Origin of the sequence: Arthrobacter sp. RCC_34, assembly GCF_041360795.1 — a bacterium.
Lineage (GTDB): Bacteria > Actinomycetota > Actinomycetes > Actinomycetales > Micrococcaceae > Arthrobacter_E.
Map to the genome: position 1 here is coordinate 1,328,244 of NZ_JBFUPW010000001.1, position 14,853 is coordinate 1,343,096.

Genomic DNA, 14,853 nt, shown 5'->3' on the forward strand with positions numbered 1-14,853 from the left:
CACCAGCTCGACCAGGAGGAAGGACGCTCCGTCATGACTCATACGCGGCACCACGCACCCGAAGTGGAACCGGCAGCCCCCGGGCAGCCGGAGAACCCTTTCGTGCGGTTCGCGGCTCAGCCTGCCGCCTCAGGGCTTTACCGCCCCGAGGAGGAGAAGGACGCCTGTGGCCTCGCCATCATCGCCACCCTGCGCGGTGAGCCCGGCTACGACATCGTGTCCAACGCCCTCCATGCCCTGCGGAGCCTCGAGCACCGCGGCGCCGTCGGCGCTGACGAAGGCACCGGCGACGGCGCCGGCCTGCTGACGCAGATCCCCGACGAGTTCTTCCGCGCGGTCCTCGACTTCGAGCTCCCCGCGCAGGGGCAGTACGCCGTCGGCACCGCGTTCCTTCCGGCGATCCCGGCCGAGGCCGACGCCGCCCGTCAGGGCATCGAAGGCCTGGCCGGCGAAGAGGGCCTGTCCGTCATCGGCTGGCGTGAGGTCCCCATCCGTGCCGAGCTGGTCGGGTCCATGGCCCGTGCCTGCATGCCGTTCTTCGCTCAGCCCTTCTTCGCGGCGCCCGACGGCACGGAACTGAGCCGCGATGACCTGGACCGCCGCGTCTGGCGCATCCGCAAGCGTGCCCAGAACCGGTTCGGCGTCTACTTCCCGTCGCTGTCCAGCCGGACCATCGTCTACAAGGGGATGCTCACCACGGCTCAGCTCGAGCCGTTCTACCCGGATCTCTCGGACACGCGGTTCAAGAGCAAGCTCGCGATCGTGCACTCGCGCTTCTCGACCAACACGTTCCCCTCCTGGCCGCTCGCACAGCCGTTCCGGACCATCGCCCACAACGGTGAGATCAACACCGTGAAGGGCAACCGGAACTGGATGCGTGCCCGTCAGTCCCAGCTGGCCAGCCCGCTGCTCGGCAACTCCCCGGAGGACCTGTACCCCATCTGCACCCCGGGCGCCTCGGACTCCGCGTCCTTCGACGAGGTGGCCGAGCTCCTCTGGCTGTCCGGCCGTCCCATCAGCCACGCGATCATGATGATGATCCCGGAGGCGTGGGAGAACCACACCGCCATGGACCCGGCCCGCCGCGCGTTCTACGAGTACCACTCCATGCTCATGGAGCCGTGGGACGGTCCTGCCGCCGTGTCCTTCACCGACGGCAACCTCGTCGGCGCGACGCTGGACCGTAACGGCCTGCGTCCCGGCCGTTACTGGATCACCGAGGACGGCATGATCGTCTTCGCCTCCGAGGTGGGCGTCCTGGACATCGAGCCGTCGAAGGTGGTCAAGAAGGGCCGCGTCTCGCCGGGCAAGATGTTCCTGGTCGACACCGGGGAAGGCCGCATCATCGCTGACGAAGAGGTCAAGGCGGAGATCGCCGCCTCGAACCCGTGGGCCGAATGGGTGGAGCAGAACCTCGTCAAGCTGGACGACCTCCCCGAGCGCGAACACGTCGTCCACACCCCGGCGTCGGTCAACATCCGCCAGCGGACCTTCGGCTACACCACCGAGGAGCTGAAGATCCTCCTCGGGCCCATGGCCCGCACCGGTGCGGAACCGCTCGGCGCGATGGGTTCGGACACCCCGGTGGCCGTGCTTTCCGAGCGCCCCCGCGTCCTGTTCGACTACTTCGTGCAGTCGTTCGCCCAGGTGACCAACCCTCCGCTGGACGCCATCCGCGAAGAGCTCGTGACGTCCATGCGCTGCGCCGTCGGCCCCAACGGCAACATGCTGGACACGGGCCTCATCCGCCAGCCGCAGATCGCCCTGCCGTACCCCGTGATCAACAACGACCAGCTGTCGAAGATCGCGAACATGGAGAACGCCGACGGCGACCGCGTGGCCATGAAGGTCCGCGGCCTGTACCGCCCCGAGGGCGGAGAGCAGGCCCTCCGCACGCGCATCAAGGAGATCTGTGAGCAGATCTCCAGCGCGATCAACCGCGGCGTCCAGTACGTGGTCCTTTCGGACCGTGACTCGAATGCCCAGTGGGCGCCGATCCCGTCGCTCCTGCTGCTGTCCGCCGTGCACCACCACCTGCTGCGCAGCGCGAACCGCACCAAGACGGCATTACTGGTCGAGGCCGGCGACGTCCGCGAGGTCCACCATGTGGCCGTGCTGATCGGCTACGGCGCCTCCGCGGTCAACCCATACCTCGCCATGGAGAGCGTCGAAGAGCTCATCCGCACGGGCGAGCTGCGCGGGGTCACTCCGGAGACCGGCGTCTACAACCTGATCAAGGGCCTCGGCAAGGGTGTCCTGAAGATCATGTCCAAGATGGGCATCTCGACCGTGGCGTCCTACTGCGGCGCGCAGACCTTCGAGGCCCTGGGTCTCTCCCAGGACCTGGTCGACGAGTTCTTCTCCGGCACCCACTCCCAGCTGGGTGGTGTCGGCCTGGACGTCATCGCCCAGGAGGTCCTCACCCGGCACCGCTTCGCGTACCCGGAAGAGGGCATCGAACTCCCGCACAGCCCGCTCAACGGCGGCGGCGAGTACCAGTGGCGCCGCGACGGCGAACCGCACCTGTTCAACCCGGAGACGGTGTTCCGTCTGCAGCACTCCACGCGTGAGCGCCGCTACGACATCTTCAAGGAGTACACGCGCGGCATCGACGACCAGTCGGGCAAGCTCATGACGCTCCGCGGCCTCCTCAAGTTCAAGGAAGGTCTGCGCCCGTCGGTGCCCCTCGACGAGGTCGAGTCCGTCTCCTCGATCGTCAAGCGCTTCTCCACGGGCGCCATGAGCTACGGCTCGATCTCCAAGGAGGCGCACGAGACGCTCGCCATCGCCATGAACCGTCTGGGCGCCAAGTCCAACACGGGTGAGGGCGGCGAGGACGTGGACCGCCTGCTGGATCCCGAGCGCCGCTCCGCGATCAAGCAGATCGCCTCCGGCCGGTTCGGCGTCACGAGCCTGTACCTGAGCAACGCCGACGACATCCAGATCAAGATGGCCCAGGGCGCCAAGCCGGGCGAGGGCGGACAGCTCATGGCCCAGAAGGTGTACCCCTGGGTGGCGCGCACGCGTCACTCGACGCCCGGCGTCGGGCTCATCTCACCGCCGCCGCACCACGACATCTACTCGATCGAGGACCTCGCGCAGCTGATCTACGACGCCAAGCGGTCGAACCCGTCCGCCCGCGTACACGTGAAGCTGGTCTCCGAGGTCGGCATCGGCACCGTGGCGTCCGGCGTGACCAAGGCGAAGGCCGACGTCGTGCTCGTCTCCGGACACGACGGCGGCACGGGCGCCTCGCCGCTCAACTCCCTCAAGCACGCGGGTGTGCCGTGGGAGCTCGGCCTGGCCGAGACCCAGCAGACCCTCATGCTCAACAACCTGCGCGAGCGCGTGGTCGTCCAGGTGGACGGCCAGCTCAAGACCGGGCGTGACGTGGTCATCGCGGCACTCCTGGGCGCGGAGGAGTACGGCTTCGCCACGGCGCCGCTCGTGGTGTCGGGCTGCATCATGATGCGCGTCTGCCACCTCGACACCTGCCCCGTGGGCGTCGCCACCCAAAACCCCGAGCTGCGGTCCCGTTTCACGGGCAAGCCGGAGTTCGTGGTGAACTTCTTCGAGTTCCTGGCGGAGGAGGTGCGCGAGATCCTCGCCGAGCTCGGCTTCCGCACGCTGGACGAGGCGATCGGGCACTCCGAGTACCTGGACAAGGAAGCGGCCATCACGCACTGGAAGGCCTCCGGTCTGGATCTCGACCCGATCCTGAACGGCCTGGACTTCGATGAGGACGCCCCGCTGCGCAACACCACCGGGCAGAACCACGAGCTGGACCAGCACTTCGACCAGCAGCTCATCCGTCTCTCGGCGGATGCTCTGGAACGCCGCGAGCCCGTCAAGATCACGCTCGGCGTGGTCAACACGGACCGCTCCGTGGGCACCATGCTCGGCCATGTGGTCACCAAGACCTTCGGGATCGACACCCTCGCCACCGACACGATCGACATCACCCTGACGGGCACGGCCGGTCAGTCGCTCGGCGCCTTCCTGCCGGCCGGCATCACGCTGCGGCTCGACGGCGACTCGAACGACTACGTCGGCAAGGGCCTCTCCGGCGGCCGCATCATCGTCCGCCCGGACCGCCAGAACGTGTTCCCGGCGGAGCGGAACGTGATCGCGGGCAACGTGATCGGTTACGGCGCCACGAGCGGTGAGATCTACCTGCGCGGTCAAGTCGGCGAACGTTTCCTGGTCCGCAACTCCGGCGCCACCGCGGTGGTCGAGGGGATCGGCGACCACGGCTGCGAGTACATGACCGGCGGTCAGACGCTGATCCTGGGACGCACGGGCCGCAACTTCGGCGCCGGCATGTCCGGCGGAACGGCCTACGTGCTGGATCTGCGGCCGGAGAAGGTCAACAAGGAGGCGCTGGAGAACGGCGAACTCAAGCTCCTGGAGCTCGACGCCGAGGACCGTGACATCGTGCACGGCCTACTCAAGCGTCACGCGGAGGAGACCGGATCCCAGCTGGCCGCACGCCTGCTGGAGAACTTTGACGACACGGCCGCACGGGTGACCAAGGTCCTGCCCCGCGACTACGCGGCCGTACTGCAGACTCGACTGGACGCCCTCGAAGAGGGTCTCGACCCGGATGGCGAAGAGGTCTGGTCCCGTATTTTGGAGGTAACCGGTGGCTGATCCCCGTGGCTTTTTGAAGGTCCGCGAACGCGAGACCCAGCCTCGCCGCCCCGTTCCGGTCCGCATCATGGACTGGAAGGAAGTGTACGAGGCGCAGGAGAATGGCGTCCTGAAGAGCCAGGCCGGCCGCTGCATGGACTGTGGTGTGCCGTTCTGTCACCAGGGCTGTCCTCTGGGGAACCTCATCCCGGAGTGGAACGACCTCGTGTGGCGGGATCGTGGCGAGGAGGCCATCGAGCGCCTGCACGCCACCAACAACTTCCCGGAGTTCACCGGCCGTCTGTGCCCCGCCCCGTGTGAGTCGTCCTGTGTGCTGGGCATCAACCAGCCCGCCGTGACGATCAAGCAGGTGGAGGTCTCCATCATCGACCAGGCCTTCGAGGAAGGCTGGGTCACGCCTCTGCCGCCCACCCGTCTGACCGGCAAGACGGTGGCCGTCGTCGGTTCCGGCCCGGCGGGCCTCGCCGTCGCGCAGCAGCTGACCCGCGTGGGCCACACCGTGGCCGTGTACGAGCGCGACGACAAGATCGGCGGCCTGCTGCGGTACGGCATCCCGGACTTCAAGATGGAGAAGGACCACCTGGACCGTCGTCTGGAACAGATGAAGGCCGAGGGCACCCGGTTCCGTCCGGGCGTCAACGTGGGCGTCGACGTCACGTGGGAGCAGCTGCGCCGCCGCTACGACGCCGTCGTGGTCACCACCGGCGCCACCGTGCCCCGTGACCTCCCGATCCCGGGCCGCGAGCTGTCCGGTGTGCACTACGCCATGGACTACCTGGTGCCCTCCAACCGTGTGGTGGCGGGGGAGCAGCCCGAGAACCACATCGACGCCCGCGGCAAGCACGTGGTCATCCTCGGTGGCGGTGACACGGGCGCCGACTGCATCGGCACCGCCCACCGGCAGCAGGCCGCCTCCGTGACGACGCTCGCGATCGGCAAGCAGCCGCCTGCCGAGCGCCCCGCGCACCAGCCCTGGCCGCTGTTCCCCACCCTGTTCGAGGTGGCCAGTGCTCATGAGGAAGGCGGTGAGCGCACCTACCTGGCGTCCACCGTCGAGTTCGTGGGCGAGAACGGTCAGCTCACGGGGATCAAGGTCGCGGAGACCGAATTCGTGGACGGCAAGCGCCTGCCGAAGGCGGGCACCGAACGGATCATCCCGGCCGACCTGGTCTTCCTCGCTCTCGGATTCACCGGCGCCGAGCCGGCCGGGATCACCGAGCAGATCAAGGCGGAGTTCGACGGCCGCGGCAATGTCAGCCGCGACGCCGAGTACATGACCAGCACGGAAGGCGTCTTCGTTGCCGGCGACGCCGGCCGTGGGCAGTCACTGATCGTGTGGGCCATCGCCGAAGGCCGTGCGTGCGCGGCCTCGGTGGACAGGTTCCTGACCGGGGGCACCATCCTCCCGGCCCCCGTGGCACCCACCGATCGAGCGATCTCGCTGCTTTAGGCCCAAAGGCCTGCACGAGATTTTCAGCAGAAGTCAACCTTCCGTAAAAAGCGATGAACTAGGTTAGGTATATGAGACGCGCAAAGATTGTGGCCACTTTCGGCCCCGCCCTGGGCACCTATGAGAAGGCCCTCGAGGTCATCCAGGCGGGCATGAATGTGGCCCGCCTGAACATGAGCCACGGCGATCACTCCATGCATGATGTGAACTACGAGAACATCCGCAAGGCTTCGTCGATGCTCGGTGTCGCCGTGGGCATCATGGCGGACCTTCAGGGACCCAAGATCCGCCTGGGCAAGTTCGTCAACGATGAGAAGCACTTCCTGGAGGTGGGGGACCAGTTCACCATCACCACGGAGAACGTGCCGGGCACCAAGGAGATCTGCTCCACCACGCTCAAGAGCCTCACCGAGGACGTCCGTCCGGGTGACACCCTCCTGATCGACGACGGCAAGGTCGCCCTGCGCGCTGTCAGCGTCGACGAGGTCAAGGTCGTCGCCGAGGTGACCGTTCCGGGTTACGTGTCCAACAACAAGGGCATCAACCTGCCCGGCGTCGCCGTCAACGTTCCCGCCCTGAGCGAGAAGGACGAGACGGATCTCCGCTGGGCCCTGCAGCGCGGCGTCGACATGATCGCACTGTCCTTCGTGCGCGATGCCACCGACATCACCCGTGTCCACGAGATCATGGACGAGGAAGGCCGGAAGATCCCGGTCATCGCCAAGATCGAGAAGCCGCAGGCCGTGGACCAGCTGCACGACATCGTGGACGCATTCGACGCGATCATGGTGGCCCGTGGCGACCTCGGCGTCGAGCTGCCCCTCGAAGAGGTGCCGGTCGTCCAGAAGAAGGCCATCGCCGAAGCCCGTCGCTGGGCCAAGCCGGTCATCGTGGCCACCCAGGTGCTCGAGTCCATGATCGAGAACCCCCGCCCGACCCGTGCTGAGGCCTCCGACTGCGCCAATGCCGTGCTGGATGGCGCTGACGCCGTCATGCTCTCCGGCGAGACCAGCGTGGGCAAGTACGCGATCGAGACGGTCAAGACCATGGCCCGCATCATCGAGTACACCGAGGAGAAGGCTCTGGACCTCGTTCCGGCCCTCGGTTCCAAGCCGAAGACCCGTGGTGGCGCCATCACCCTGGCCGCCGTGGAGATCGCCGACCAGCTCGACGCGAAGTACATCTGCACCTTCACGCAGTCCGGCGACTCGGCCCGCCGCCTGTCCCGTCTGCGTCCGAAGAAGCCGATCTTCGCGTTCACCCCGGTGGACCAGGTCCGCAACTTCCTGGCACTGACCTGGGGCATCCAGCCCATCCAGGTCCCCATGGTGAACCACACCGACGCCATGACGGCCCAGGTGGACACCTTCCTGGCGGATCTGGAGCTGGTCCAGGAGGACGACCTCGTGGTCATCGCCGCCGGTTCGCCTCCCGGACAGGCCGGCACCACCAACTCCATCAAGGTCCACAAGGTGGGCGACCTGGCAGACACCGGCCGTGCCGGCCAGGAGGAGCGCCGGGAGCCCATCGGCCCCTGGCCCGCCAAGAAGAAGAAAAAGAAGTAGCGTCACGCTGCGTTTCCCCGAGGGGGCGGTCCGGAAGGGCCGCCCCCTCGGGCGTTCCCGGGGGAGTCCCACGGACGCCGTCCTTCGGTCGAGTCCGCTATCAAGGGTGTGAGTCAGCTACATGGTCTAGCGGACTCACGCCCCTCATAGCGGACTCGGCTGCCATGGTGCCACGACGGCGGTGAGAAAACGACGACGGCGGCGCACCGGGTAGGTGCGCCGCCGTCGTCGTCGGTCGGCTGAGCGGGAGCTCAGTTCACCTGGTTGATGATGGTCTCCGCGACTTCACGCATGCTGAGGCGGCGGTCCATGGAGGTCTTCTGGATCCAGCGGAAGGCCTCGGGCTCGGAGAGACCCATCTTGGTGGTGAGGAGGCTCTTGGCGCGCTCGACGAGCTTGCGGGTGGCGAACTGCTCCTTGAGGTCGCCCACCTCCTTCTCGAGGGCCTTGATCTCCTCGTGGCGGGAGAGGGCGATCTCGATGGCCGGGATGAGGTCAGCCGGGGTGAAGGGCTTGACCACGTAAGCCATGGCGCCGGCCTCACGGGCACGCTCGACGAGTTCCTTCTGGCTGAAGGCGGTCAGGAGCACCACGGGGGCGATCCGGGCCTTCGCGATCTGCTCGGCGGCGCTGATGCCGTCCATGACGGGCATTTTGACGTCCATGATCACCAGATCCGGCTTGTGCTCTTCGGCGAGCTCGACGGCACGCTGGCCGTTGTCGGCTTCGGCGACGACGTCGTAGCCTTCACCGCGGAGGATCTCGATGATGTCGAGGCGGATGAGGGTCTCATCCTCGGCGACCACGATGCGCTTGGCGGGGCCGTTGGTGATTTCAGTGGTGTCCTGGGCAGGGGATTCGCTCACAGGGTCTCCTTTAACGAGGGGAACGGGGACAACGTGTCAGGTCTATGGCGCCGTTGCCAGTGGCCCTGATGGGCAATTTGACGCTCTTAGCCTATCGCCATGTAGAGTTATCACGCGTATGCGGCCCGCGTGATGTCGCGGAACGCTTCGGTGCCTGCCCGAGTGGCGGAATTGGCAGACGCGCCGCACTCAAAATGCGGTATCGAAAGGTGTAAGGGTTCGAGTCCCTTCTCGGGCACCGAAACCTCTTCTGGGATTGCTGAAATCTCTGAGAGGTGAAGAGAACGAGCACGTGCCCCGGCCATCCGGACGGGACACGTGCTCTTTTCGTGCGACGGGCATGCGGTGAGGGGCGCAATCAATCGGATTCCGGCGCACTGACGCTCCGCATCAGTGGGCCGTCAGCTCAACTCTGGGTGTCGACGACGCTCTTCAGCACACCGGTCGCGCCCATGCCGTTGGGCCACCCCGCGTAGAACGCCAGGTGAAGGAGTGCTTCCTGGAGTTCTTCATCGGCGACGCCGTTCTGACGCGCATATCCCAGGTGGAATTTCAGCTGATCCATCTTGCCCATCGCTGTCAGTGCGGCCACGGTGATCAGACTCCGGTCTCGCGTGGAGAGACCAGGGCGCTCCCAGACCTCATCGAAAAGGACCTTGTCCGTGTAATGCACTATGCCGGGTGCGAAGTCGCCGAAAGCGTTCTTCCCGCCAGTCCAGCCGGTGGTCTGTTCGTTGCTGCTCATCTGGGTCTCCTGAAAATGTGATGGCTGAGTGCTTCCAGTCCAGCGCACGGGAGGCGCAGGAGGGAGTCTCCAGTGAAGGGTGTACCAGTGGAGACTCCCTGCGGTGCTTTTGTCGAATTAGCGTTGTAGCCATGAACACCACGGACGAAGCGCGACAGTTCCTCATGTCCCGTCGTGCAAACATCAGCCCGGAACAGGCAGGAGTGCCCGTCACGGGCCACCGGCGGGTGGTGGGACTGAGGCGCGGAGAGGTGGCGATGCTCGCCGGCGTGAGCCCGGAGTACTACGCCAAGATCGAGCGTGGTCAGCTGGGCGGGGTCTCGGATGCCGTGCTGGAAGCGATCTGCCGGGCCTTGCAACTCGACGACGCCGAACGTGAGCACCTCTTCGACCTGGCCCGGGCTGCCAACGGTGGCGCGCAACCCGTGCGACGTCGCAAGCCGAAGACCTGGGTTCCCAGGGAAAGTCTGACCCGCGCGTTGGACGTGATCGTGAATGGGCCGGCCTTCGTCCGGAACGGACGGATGGACATCCTTGCGACCAATGCTCTCGGGCGAACCTTCTACGACGAGGTCTTCGACGGGCCTGGTAGAGGGAATCTCGCGCGGCACTGTTTCCTCGACGAGCGCGCCACTGCCTTCTATCCGGACTGGGAGGCCGCAGCTGACGTCACCGTGGCCATCCTGCGCACTGAGGCCGGCCACGACCCGCACGACAAACAACTCCACGACTTGATTGGCGAGCTTTCCACCTGCAGCAATGCGTTCCGCACCCGCTGGGGTGCACACAATGTCCGACGCCACGGCTCGGGCACGAAGAACTTCCACCACCACTCCGTCGGAGACCTCACCCTCAGCTATGAGGGTCTGGAACTCACCGCAGAACCCGGTCTTTCGTTGCTCATCTACACCGCCCAGCCCGGCTCACCCAGCCAGGAACGCCTTGACTTGCTGGCAAGTCTTGCCGCGACAAACCAGCAGGAATTGAGCCACCGACCGACAACCGTCACGGAGAACTGAGAGAAGAACACCATGAACGATTTCCAACAGATCTTCCCGCTGGGGGAACCCAACGACGCCTACGCGCAGTACTTCATCGGCCGGAGTTATCTGGCGCCGCTGGCCTCGGGGAGCGTGCCGGTCAGCAACGTCTCGTTCGAGCCGGGCTGCCGGAACAACTGGCACATCCACCACGGCACCGAGGGCGGCGGCGACCAGATCCTGATGTGCACGGCCGGTTCCGGCTGGTTCCAGGCCGAAGGCTCCGAACCGGTCAGCATGGAGCCGGGAACGGTGATCCGGGTTCCTGCAGGCACGAAGCATTGGCACGGTGCCAAGGCTGATTCGTGGTTCTCGCACCTGGCTTTCATCACGCCGGGGGAGGGCATCAGCAACGAATGGCTCGAGCCGGTCACCGATGAGGTGTACGGACGGCTGCCGAAGAACGGAGAAAACGCATGACCATCTTGAACGATACCTACACCTTGTCCAACGACGTCGAGATCCCCAAGCTCGGGCTCGGCACCTGGTTCATCGACGACGACAAGGCCGTGGACGCCGTGCGCGCGGCGTCCGAGATCGGGTACCGCAATATCGACACGGCTCAGGCCTACGGGAACGAGCGCGGCGTCGGTGAGGGCGTGCGCACGGCAGCCGTGCCGCGGGACACCCTGTTCGTCTCCACCAAGCTCGCCGCGGAGATCAAGGATTACGACGGCGCAGTGGCGGCCGTCGAGAGATCGTTGGCCACGATGGGGCTGGACTACCTCGACCTGATGCTGATCCATTCCCCGCAGCCCTGGAATGATTTCCGCGGCGGCGACTACGCCGAGGGCAATAGGGCTGCGTGGAAGGCGCTCGAGGAGGCGTATCAGGCCGGAAAGATCCGCGCGATCGGCGTCTCCAATTTCCTGCGGGAGGATCTGGAGAGCCTGCTGGAGACCGCCGCGGTGGTCCCGCAGGTGAACCAGCTGCTGGTCCACGCGGGCAATACCCCGTCCGAGTTGCTGGAGTATTGCGCCTCCCAGGGCATCCTCGTCGAGGCGTACTCACCGATCGCGCACGGCGAGATCCTGAAGAACCAGGAAGTGGCCGCGATGGCCGAGCGCTACGGGGTGAGCGTTCCACAGCTCTGCATCCGCTACACGCTGCAGCTGGGCGCAGTGTCCCTGCCGAAGACCGCCAACCCCGAGCACATGCGCGCGAATGCCGAGGTCGATTTTGACATCTCCGCGGCGGACATGGAGGCTCTGCGAGGTCTGCGGGCGCAGGACTACGGCGAGCACAGCGTTTTTCCTGTGTACAGCGGCACATGATCCGTGAGAACCGACCATGATCGAATGGACACCACAGCAGCTTGACGCGATCGCGGCACACGATGACTTTCAGATGTCCCCGTATCGCGAGGATGGGCCACCCTCGTCGAAACCGACCTGGACGCCGAGTAACACTTCCAGCCCACAGGCCCCGATCGACTGTTCCATAGGATGCCTAAATCACCCCGAAACAGGTGGAAAATCGCATCCTATGGAGCAGTCGGCGTCTAATGCCCAGCCGCACACCACCGGCGCCTCGCCGCGGCGGACCGTTATCGTCAGCCCGGCGGATACCCCCGAACACGAACGAGCGACGGCCCAGAAGCAGAAGCTGCTGGGCCGTCGCTGGCGCCGTGAGGTGATCGTGGGAGGCAGAGCCTCAGATCCGGAAGCGATCGGTGACGCGGTCGAAAGCCCAGGCCGCTTCGAACAGGGCCGTATTGAGGAGGGCGGCGGGGACCTTGGGCGGGTTCGGCCGCCAGAGGGTCTTGAGGTCATCGTGCATCTCATCGCCGGCAAGGTGATCGGCCAGCAGTGTCCCGATGTACGGGGACTGGGCCAGTCCGTGGCCGTTGCAGCTGATCGCGTAGAAGACGTTCTTCTCGGATTCTCCGGCGACCGGCAGGAACGAGGTCATGGCGACCCAGCCGCCCCAGGCTCGTTCGGCTCCGAGGTAATTCAGCGACGGGAACCGCTGGTGGAAGCCGTTGATCAGGTCGTTGACCACGGCCCGGTCGGGCTCGCGTGCGCCCAGGGCAGCCGGCGCCCCGCGCAGGCGCCGGGTTCCGAACAGAAGCGTTCCGCGAGGGGTACGGCGGTAGTTCTCGAGGATCTGGTGCGGCGTCACGATGCCTGCCCGGCTCGTCCAGCCGATGGCTTCGAGCTGCCCGGGATCCACGGGTTCGGTTTCGACCACGCTCGTGAACACCGGCGCAACATTCGAAGGACCCGCCGTGAGGTCGCGGGTGTTCGCGTTCGTGGCGAGGACGACTCGCTCGGCGTCGACATGGCCACCGGGCACCTTGACCGATACACGGGAGCCGTTCGCCTCTACGGAGAGGGCGGTCGTCCGTTCGAAGACCCTCGCGCTGGAGCCCAGCAAGGTGCTGCGGATTCCGGCCGTGAATTTTCCAGGGTTCATCAGTCCGCCGCCGCGGATGAAGATGCCGCCGAGGAAGGTGCTGGGCAGCCCGAGGTCGGCGCCATCGCCGAACTCGATGTCCGCGCCGGCGTCGCGCAGGATCTCGGCGTTGTGCCGCAGTCGCTTGAGCTGTGCGGGATTCAGTGCAGCTTTGATGTTGCCGGTGGCCTCGTAGTCGCAGTCGATGCCGAGTTTTCCGATCAGTCCCTCAGTGAAATGGGCCGAATTCTCCGCGTACTGGGTGAGATTGCGCAGCTTGCTGCCGTACAGCGCGCGGAGCTTTTCAGCCTCACCGGCCAGCTCGTTGGAGAGGTACCCGGCATTGCGCGAGCTTGCGGCCCAGCCGCAATAGCCTGCCTCGAGGAGGACGACGACGACGCCGCGCTCGGCAAGTCGAAGTGCGGTGGACATGCCGGCGAGACCTCCGCCGATGACTGCCACGTCGCAGCGGACTTCGCCCTTGAGCGAGGGCGCGATATCGGTGGGTTCCTCACTCCACCCGGTGAAAGCCGAGTAACTGACTCCTGGGTTCGAGTTCCTGGCGATGACATCCTCCTCAGTTGTTCACAGTTGTTCACAGTTGATGCAGTGGAGCCGCGAACTGCGCCTCCACCTTCTGGTTTGGGCGCTGTTAAGCGCGCCCAGGTCTAATTACCATCCATCCGGCAAAGATCCGCCTCGTTGTCACCGAATTGCGCAGCTGCCATCACCATCGTTTGAGCCATCGGATCCGGACGCGAGTGTGGGGGCGCAACTACTGATGAGCCCCGCACTTCATCACTTCTGCCTGAAGAAGAACGATTCGACCATCTCGACAATCCCGCCGATGACCAGAAGCCAGCCAGTGGTGAGGGTCAGCGCGACGATTGAGGAAAACGGCGACACGAGCACGATGATTCCCGCGATCGAAAGGACGGCCCCGCCAAAGATCAGCCATCCGCCGCCAGACCTTCGTGACTCCACGCCTGTGGCGATCCGAGCCACCCCGGTGGTCAGCCATGCGATCCCGATCCACGTCGCGAGAAGCAGAACGCTTTGAAGTTCGTTCCGCAGGCTCATGAGTCCGAGCGCAATCGACAGCAGACCGGCAAGAGCCGTGAGAACCCGGGAGACACCATCCCACCGCGTTCTCACGAGCGACCCGACGATCGCGAGAACGCCGTTCACGAGAAGGAAGAGCCCGAAGAACATGCCGACTGTTGCAAGAGTCGCGGCTGGCACGAACACTACGAGGAGCCCGACAATCACCGAGAACAGCCCGGTCAGGAGCAACCACAGCCAGGGGAGAAGGGCTGATTCCCACTGTCCGGTCCGGCCTGATGCTTCCTGAGTGGTCACCGACTCAACCCTTCTTCTCATCGGCAGCGGGTTCCTGCCCTGTGAATGCGGCCTTGAGATGCTCCCAGCGCTTGCCGAGGTCGGCATCCCATTCCTTGGCCCGGCTCTCCCAGAGTTCCTTCCGGGCGGCTTCCTTGGCCGCGTTCTCCGCCTTCTTCTGCGCCTCCAGCTCGGCGATCACATCCGACACCTTGTGGCGCTCAATGGTTCCGTCGAGTCGCGCAACGAACTCGTCCAGGGCCCCGGACTCGTTCTTCGTATAGGCGAGGATGACCCCCGAGCCGGGAGCGACGAGACGGTTCAAGCCGGAGAGGGCGTCCTCGGTCTGTTCGACTTCGGCTAGGGACGTGACGGCCGGGACAGCTGCGCCGATTCCGGCACCGAAGAGAACGCCCAGCGGACCTCCAAGGACACCTGCCAACAGTCCGATCAGCGCGCCGCCAGCCACCTTGCCCGACAGATCGACATCCTCATGGTCGACGATTTCGACCTTGCCCCCTGGCTTGCGTTCGACGAGAGCGAGGCTGGAGATCGTCAGGTCTTTACCGTCCACGATCAGCTTGTCGTAGGCGTCTTTCACAGCGTCTTTCGGCAGGGTGATGGCGGCGATGTACTCGGTCATGATCATCCTTTTCCTGGGGACACGACGTGGCTCGAAATGCGGTGGGACGACCGTAACACCGGCGTTGTGCCGCGGACTTCGTTCTGGGTGTCAATATTCATCGCCGATATTTGGTTCCGCCACCATGTGCGATTCTCCGATCGGCTCACTCGATTGGTTAAC

Annotated in this window: 11 protein-coding genes and 1 tRNA gene; 7 read left to right on the plus strand and 5 right to left on the minus strand. The window is 65.5% G+C overall.

All coding sequences use genetic code 11. From position 1 onward, the window contains the following. The first annotated feature begins 33 nt into the window (after nucleotides 1-33). The 3 genes from gltB (at nucleotide 34) to pyk (ending at nucleotide 7,665) form a co-directional block, all read left to right on the plus strand. Nucleotides 34-4,650 (plus strand): glutamate synthase large subunit, encoded by a 4,617-nt coding sequence (gltB, locus tag AB6732_RS06285; protein ID WP_370959154.1) that lies wholly within the window; start codon nucleotides 34-36, stop codon nucleotides 4,648-4,650. Next, nucleotides 4,643-6,100 (plus strand): glutamate synthase subunit beta, encoded by a 1,458-nt coding sequence (locus tag AB6732_RS06290; RefSeq protein ID WP_370959155.1) that lies wholly within the window; start codon nucleotides 4,643-4,645, stop codon nucleotides 6,098-6,100. The genes gltB and AB6732_RS06290 overlap by 8 nt, the downstream gene beginning before the upstream one ends. A 71-nt stretch (nucleotides 6,101-6,171) precedes the next feature. Next, nucleotides 6,172-7,665 (plus strand): pyruvate kinase, encoded by a 1,494-nt coding sequence (pyk, locus tag AB6732_RS06295; protein WP_307496970.1) that lies wholly within the window; start codon nucleotides 6,172-6,174, stop codon nucleotides 7,663-7,665. A gap of 251 nt (nucleotides 7,666-7,916) precedes the next feature. Here pyk and AB6732_RS06300 read toward each other — a convergent pair whose 3' ends face one another. Further along, nucleotides 7,917-8,531, minus strand: a complete 615-nt coding sequence (locus AB6732_RS06300) for an ANTAR domain-containing response regulator (protein ID WP_370959156.1) — start codon at nucleotides 8,529-8,531, stop codon at nucleotides 7,917-7,919. A 156-nt stretch (nucleotides 8,532-8,687) separates the two neighbouring features. On the opposite strand from AB6732_RS06300, the gene AB6732_RS06305 reads away from it, so the two are divergent. Further along, a tRNA-Leu gene (locus tag AB6732_RS06305) sits at nucleotides 8,688-8,769 on the plus strand. Between the two features lie 168 nt (nucleotides 8,770-8,937). Here AB6732_RS06305 and AB6732_RS06310 read toward each other — a convergent pair. Further along, entirely contained in the window at nucleotides 8,938-9,276 is a 339-nt protein-coding gene (locus AB6732_RS06310) for a carboxymuconolactone decarboxylase family protein (RefSeq protein WP_370959157.1), read from the minus strand. A gap of 131 nt (nucleotides 9,277-9,407) precedes the next feature. Here AB6732_RS06310 and AB6732_RS06315 point away from each other — a divergent pair, with 131 nt between their 5' ends. From AB6732_RS06315 to AB6732_RS06325, 3 genes are read left to right on the plus strand one after another with little or no spacing between them, the layout of a single operon-like run. Continuing rightward, nucleotides 9,408-10,295, plus strand: a complete 888-nt coding sequence (locus tag AB6732_RS06315) for a helix-turn-helix transcriptional regulator (RefSeq protein WP_370959158.1) — start codon at nucleotides 9,408-9,410, stop codon at nucleotides 10,293-10,295. 12 nt (nucleotides 10,296-10,307) lie between these two features. After that, nucleotides 10,308-10,736, plus strand: coding sequence for a cupin domain-containing protein (locus AB6732_RS06320; RefSeq protein ID WP_370959159.1), 429 nt, complete (start codon nucleotides 10,308-10,310; stop codon nucleotides 10,734-10,736). After that, a complete protein-coding gene (locus tag AB6732_RS06325) occupies nucleotides 10,733-11,590 on the plus strand; it encodes an aldo/keto reductase (protein WP_370959160.1) in 858 nt (285 codons plus the stop codon). Before AB6732_RS06320 ends, AB6732_RS06325 begins: the two co-directional genes overlap by 4 nt. 379 nt (nucleotides 11,591-11,969) lie before the next feature. On the opposite strand, the gene AB6732_RS06330 is transcribed toward AB6732_RS06325, so the two are convergent. The 3 genes from AB6732_RS06330 to AB6732_RS06340 form a co-directional block, all read right to left on the minus strand. Continuing rightward, the gene (locus AB6732_RS06330; RefSeq protein ID WP_370959161.1) at nucleotides 11,970-13,172 is read right to left on the minus strand and encodes an NAD(P)/FAD-dependent oxidoreductase; all 1,203 of its coding nucleotides are present in this window, start codon (nucleotides 13,170-13,172) and stop codon (nucleotides 11,970-11,972) included. Between the two features lie 336 nt (nucleotides 13,173-13,508). Then, the gene (locus AB6732_RS06335; protein ID WP_370959162.1) at nucleotides 13,509-14,069 is read right to left on the minus strand and encodes an HdeD family acid-resistance protein; all 561 of its coding nucleotides are present in this window, start codon (nucleotides 14,067-14,069) and stop codon (nucleotides 13,509-13,511) included. Between the two features lie 4 nt (nucleotides 14,070-14,073). Beyond that, on the minus strand, nucleotides 14,074-14,691 hold the full coding sequence (locus AB6732_RS06340) for a hypothetical protein (RefSeq protein WP_370959163.1): 618 nt from the start codon (nucleotides 14,689-14,691) through the stop codon (nucleotides 14,074-14,076). Between the last annotated feature and the right edge of the window lie 162 nt (nucleotides 14,692-14,853).

Bases quoted from the DNA above. Each gene is read 5' to 3' on its own strand.
- gltB (WP_370959154.1), top strand. From the start codon at position 34: ATGACTCATACGCGGCACCACGCACCCGAAGTGGAACCGGCAGCCCCC.
- AB6732_RS06340 (WP_370959163.1), bottom strand. From the start codon at position 14,691: ATGACCGAGTACATCGCCGCCATCACCCTGCCGAAAGACGCTGTGAAA.
- pyk (WP_307496970.1), top strand. From the start codon at position 6,172: ATGAGACGCGCAAAGATTGTGGCCACTTTCGGCCCCGCCCTGGGCACC.
- AB6732_RS06315 (WP_370959158.1), top strand. From the start codon at position 9,408: ATGAACACCACGGACGAAGCGCGACAGTTCCTCATGTCCCGTCGTGCA.
- AB6732_RS06325 (WP_370959160.1), top strand. From the start codon at position 10,733: ATGACCATCTTGAACGATACCTACACCTTGTCCAACGACGTCGAGATC.
- AB6732_RS06320 (WP_370959159.1), top strand. From the start codon at position 10,308: ATGAACGATTTCCAACAGATCTTCCCGCTGGGGGAACCCAACGACGCC.
- AB6732_RS06310 (WP_370959157.1), bottom strand. From the start codon at position 9,276: ATGAGCAGCAACGAACAGACCACCGGCTGGACTGGCGGGAAGAACGCT.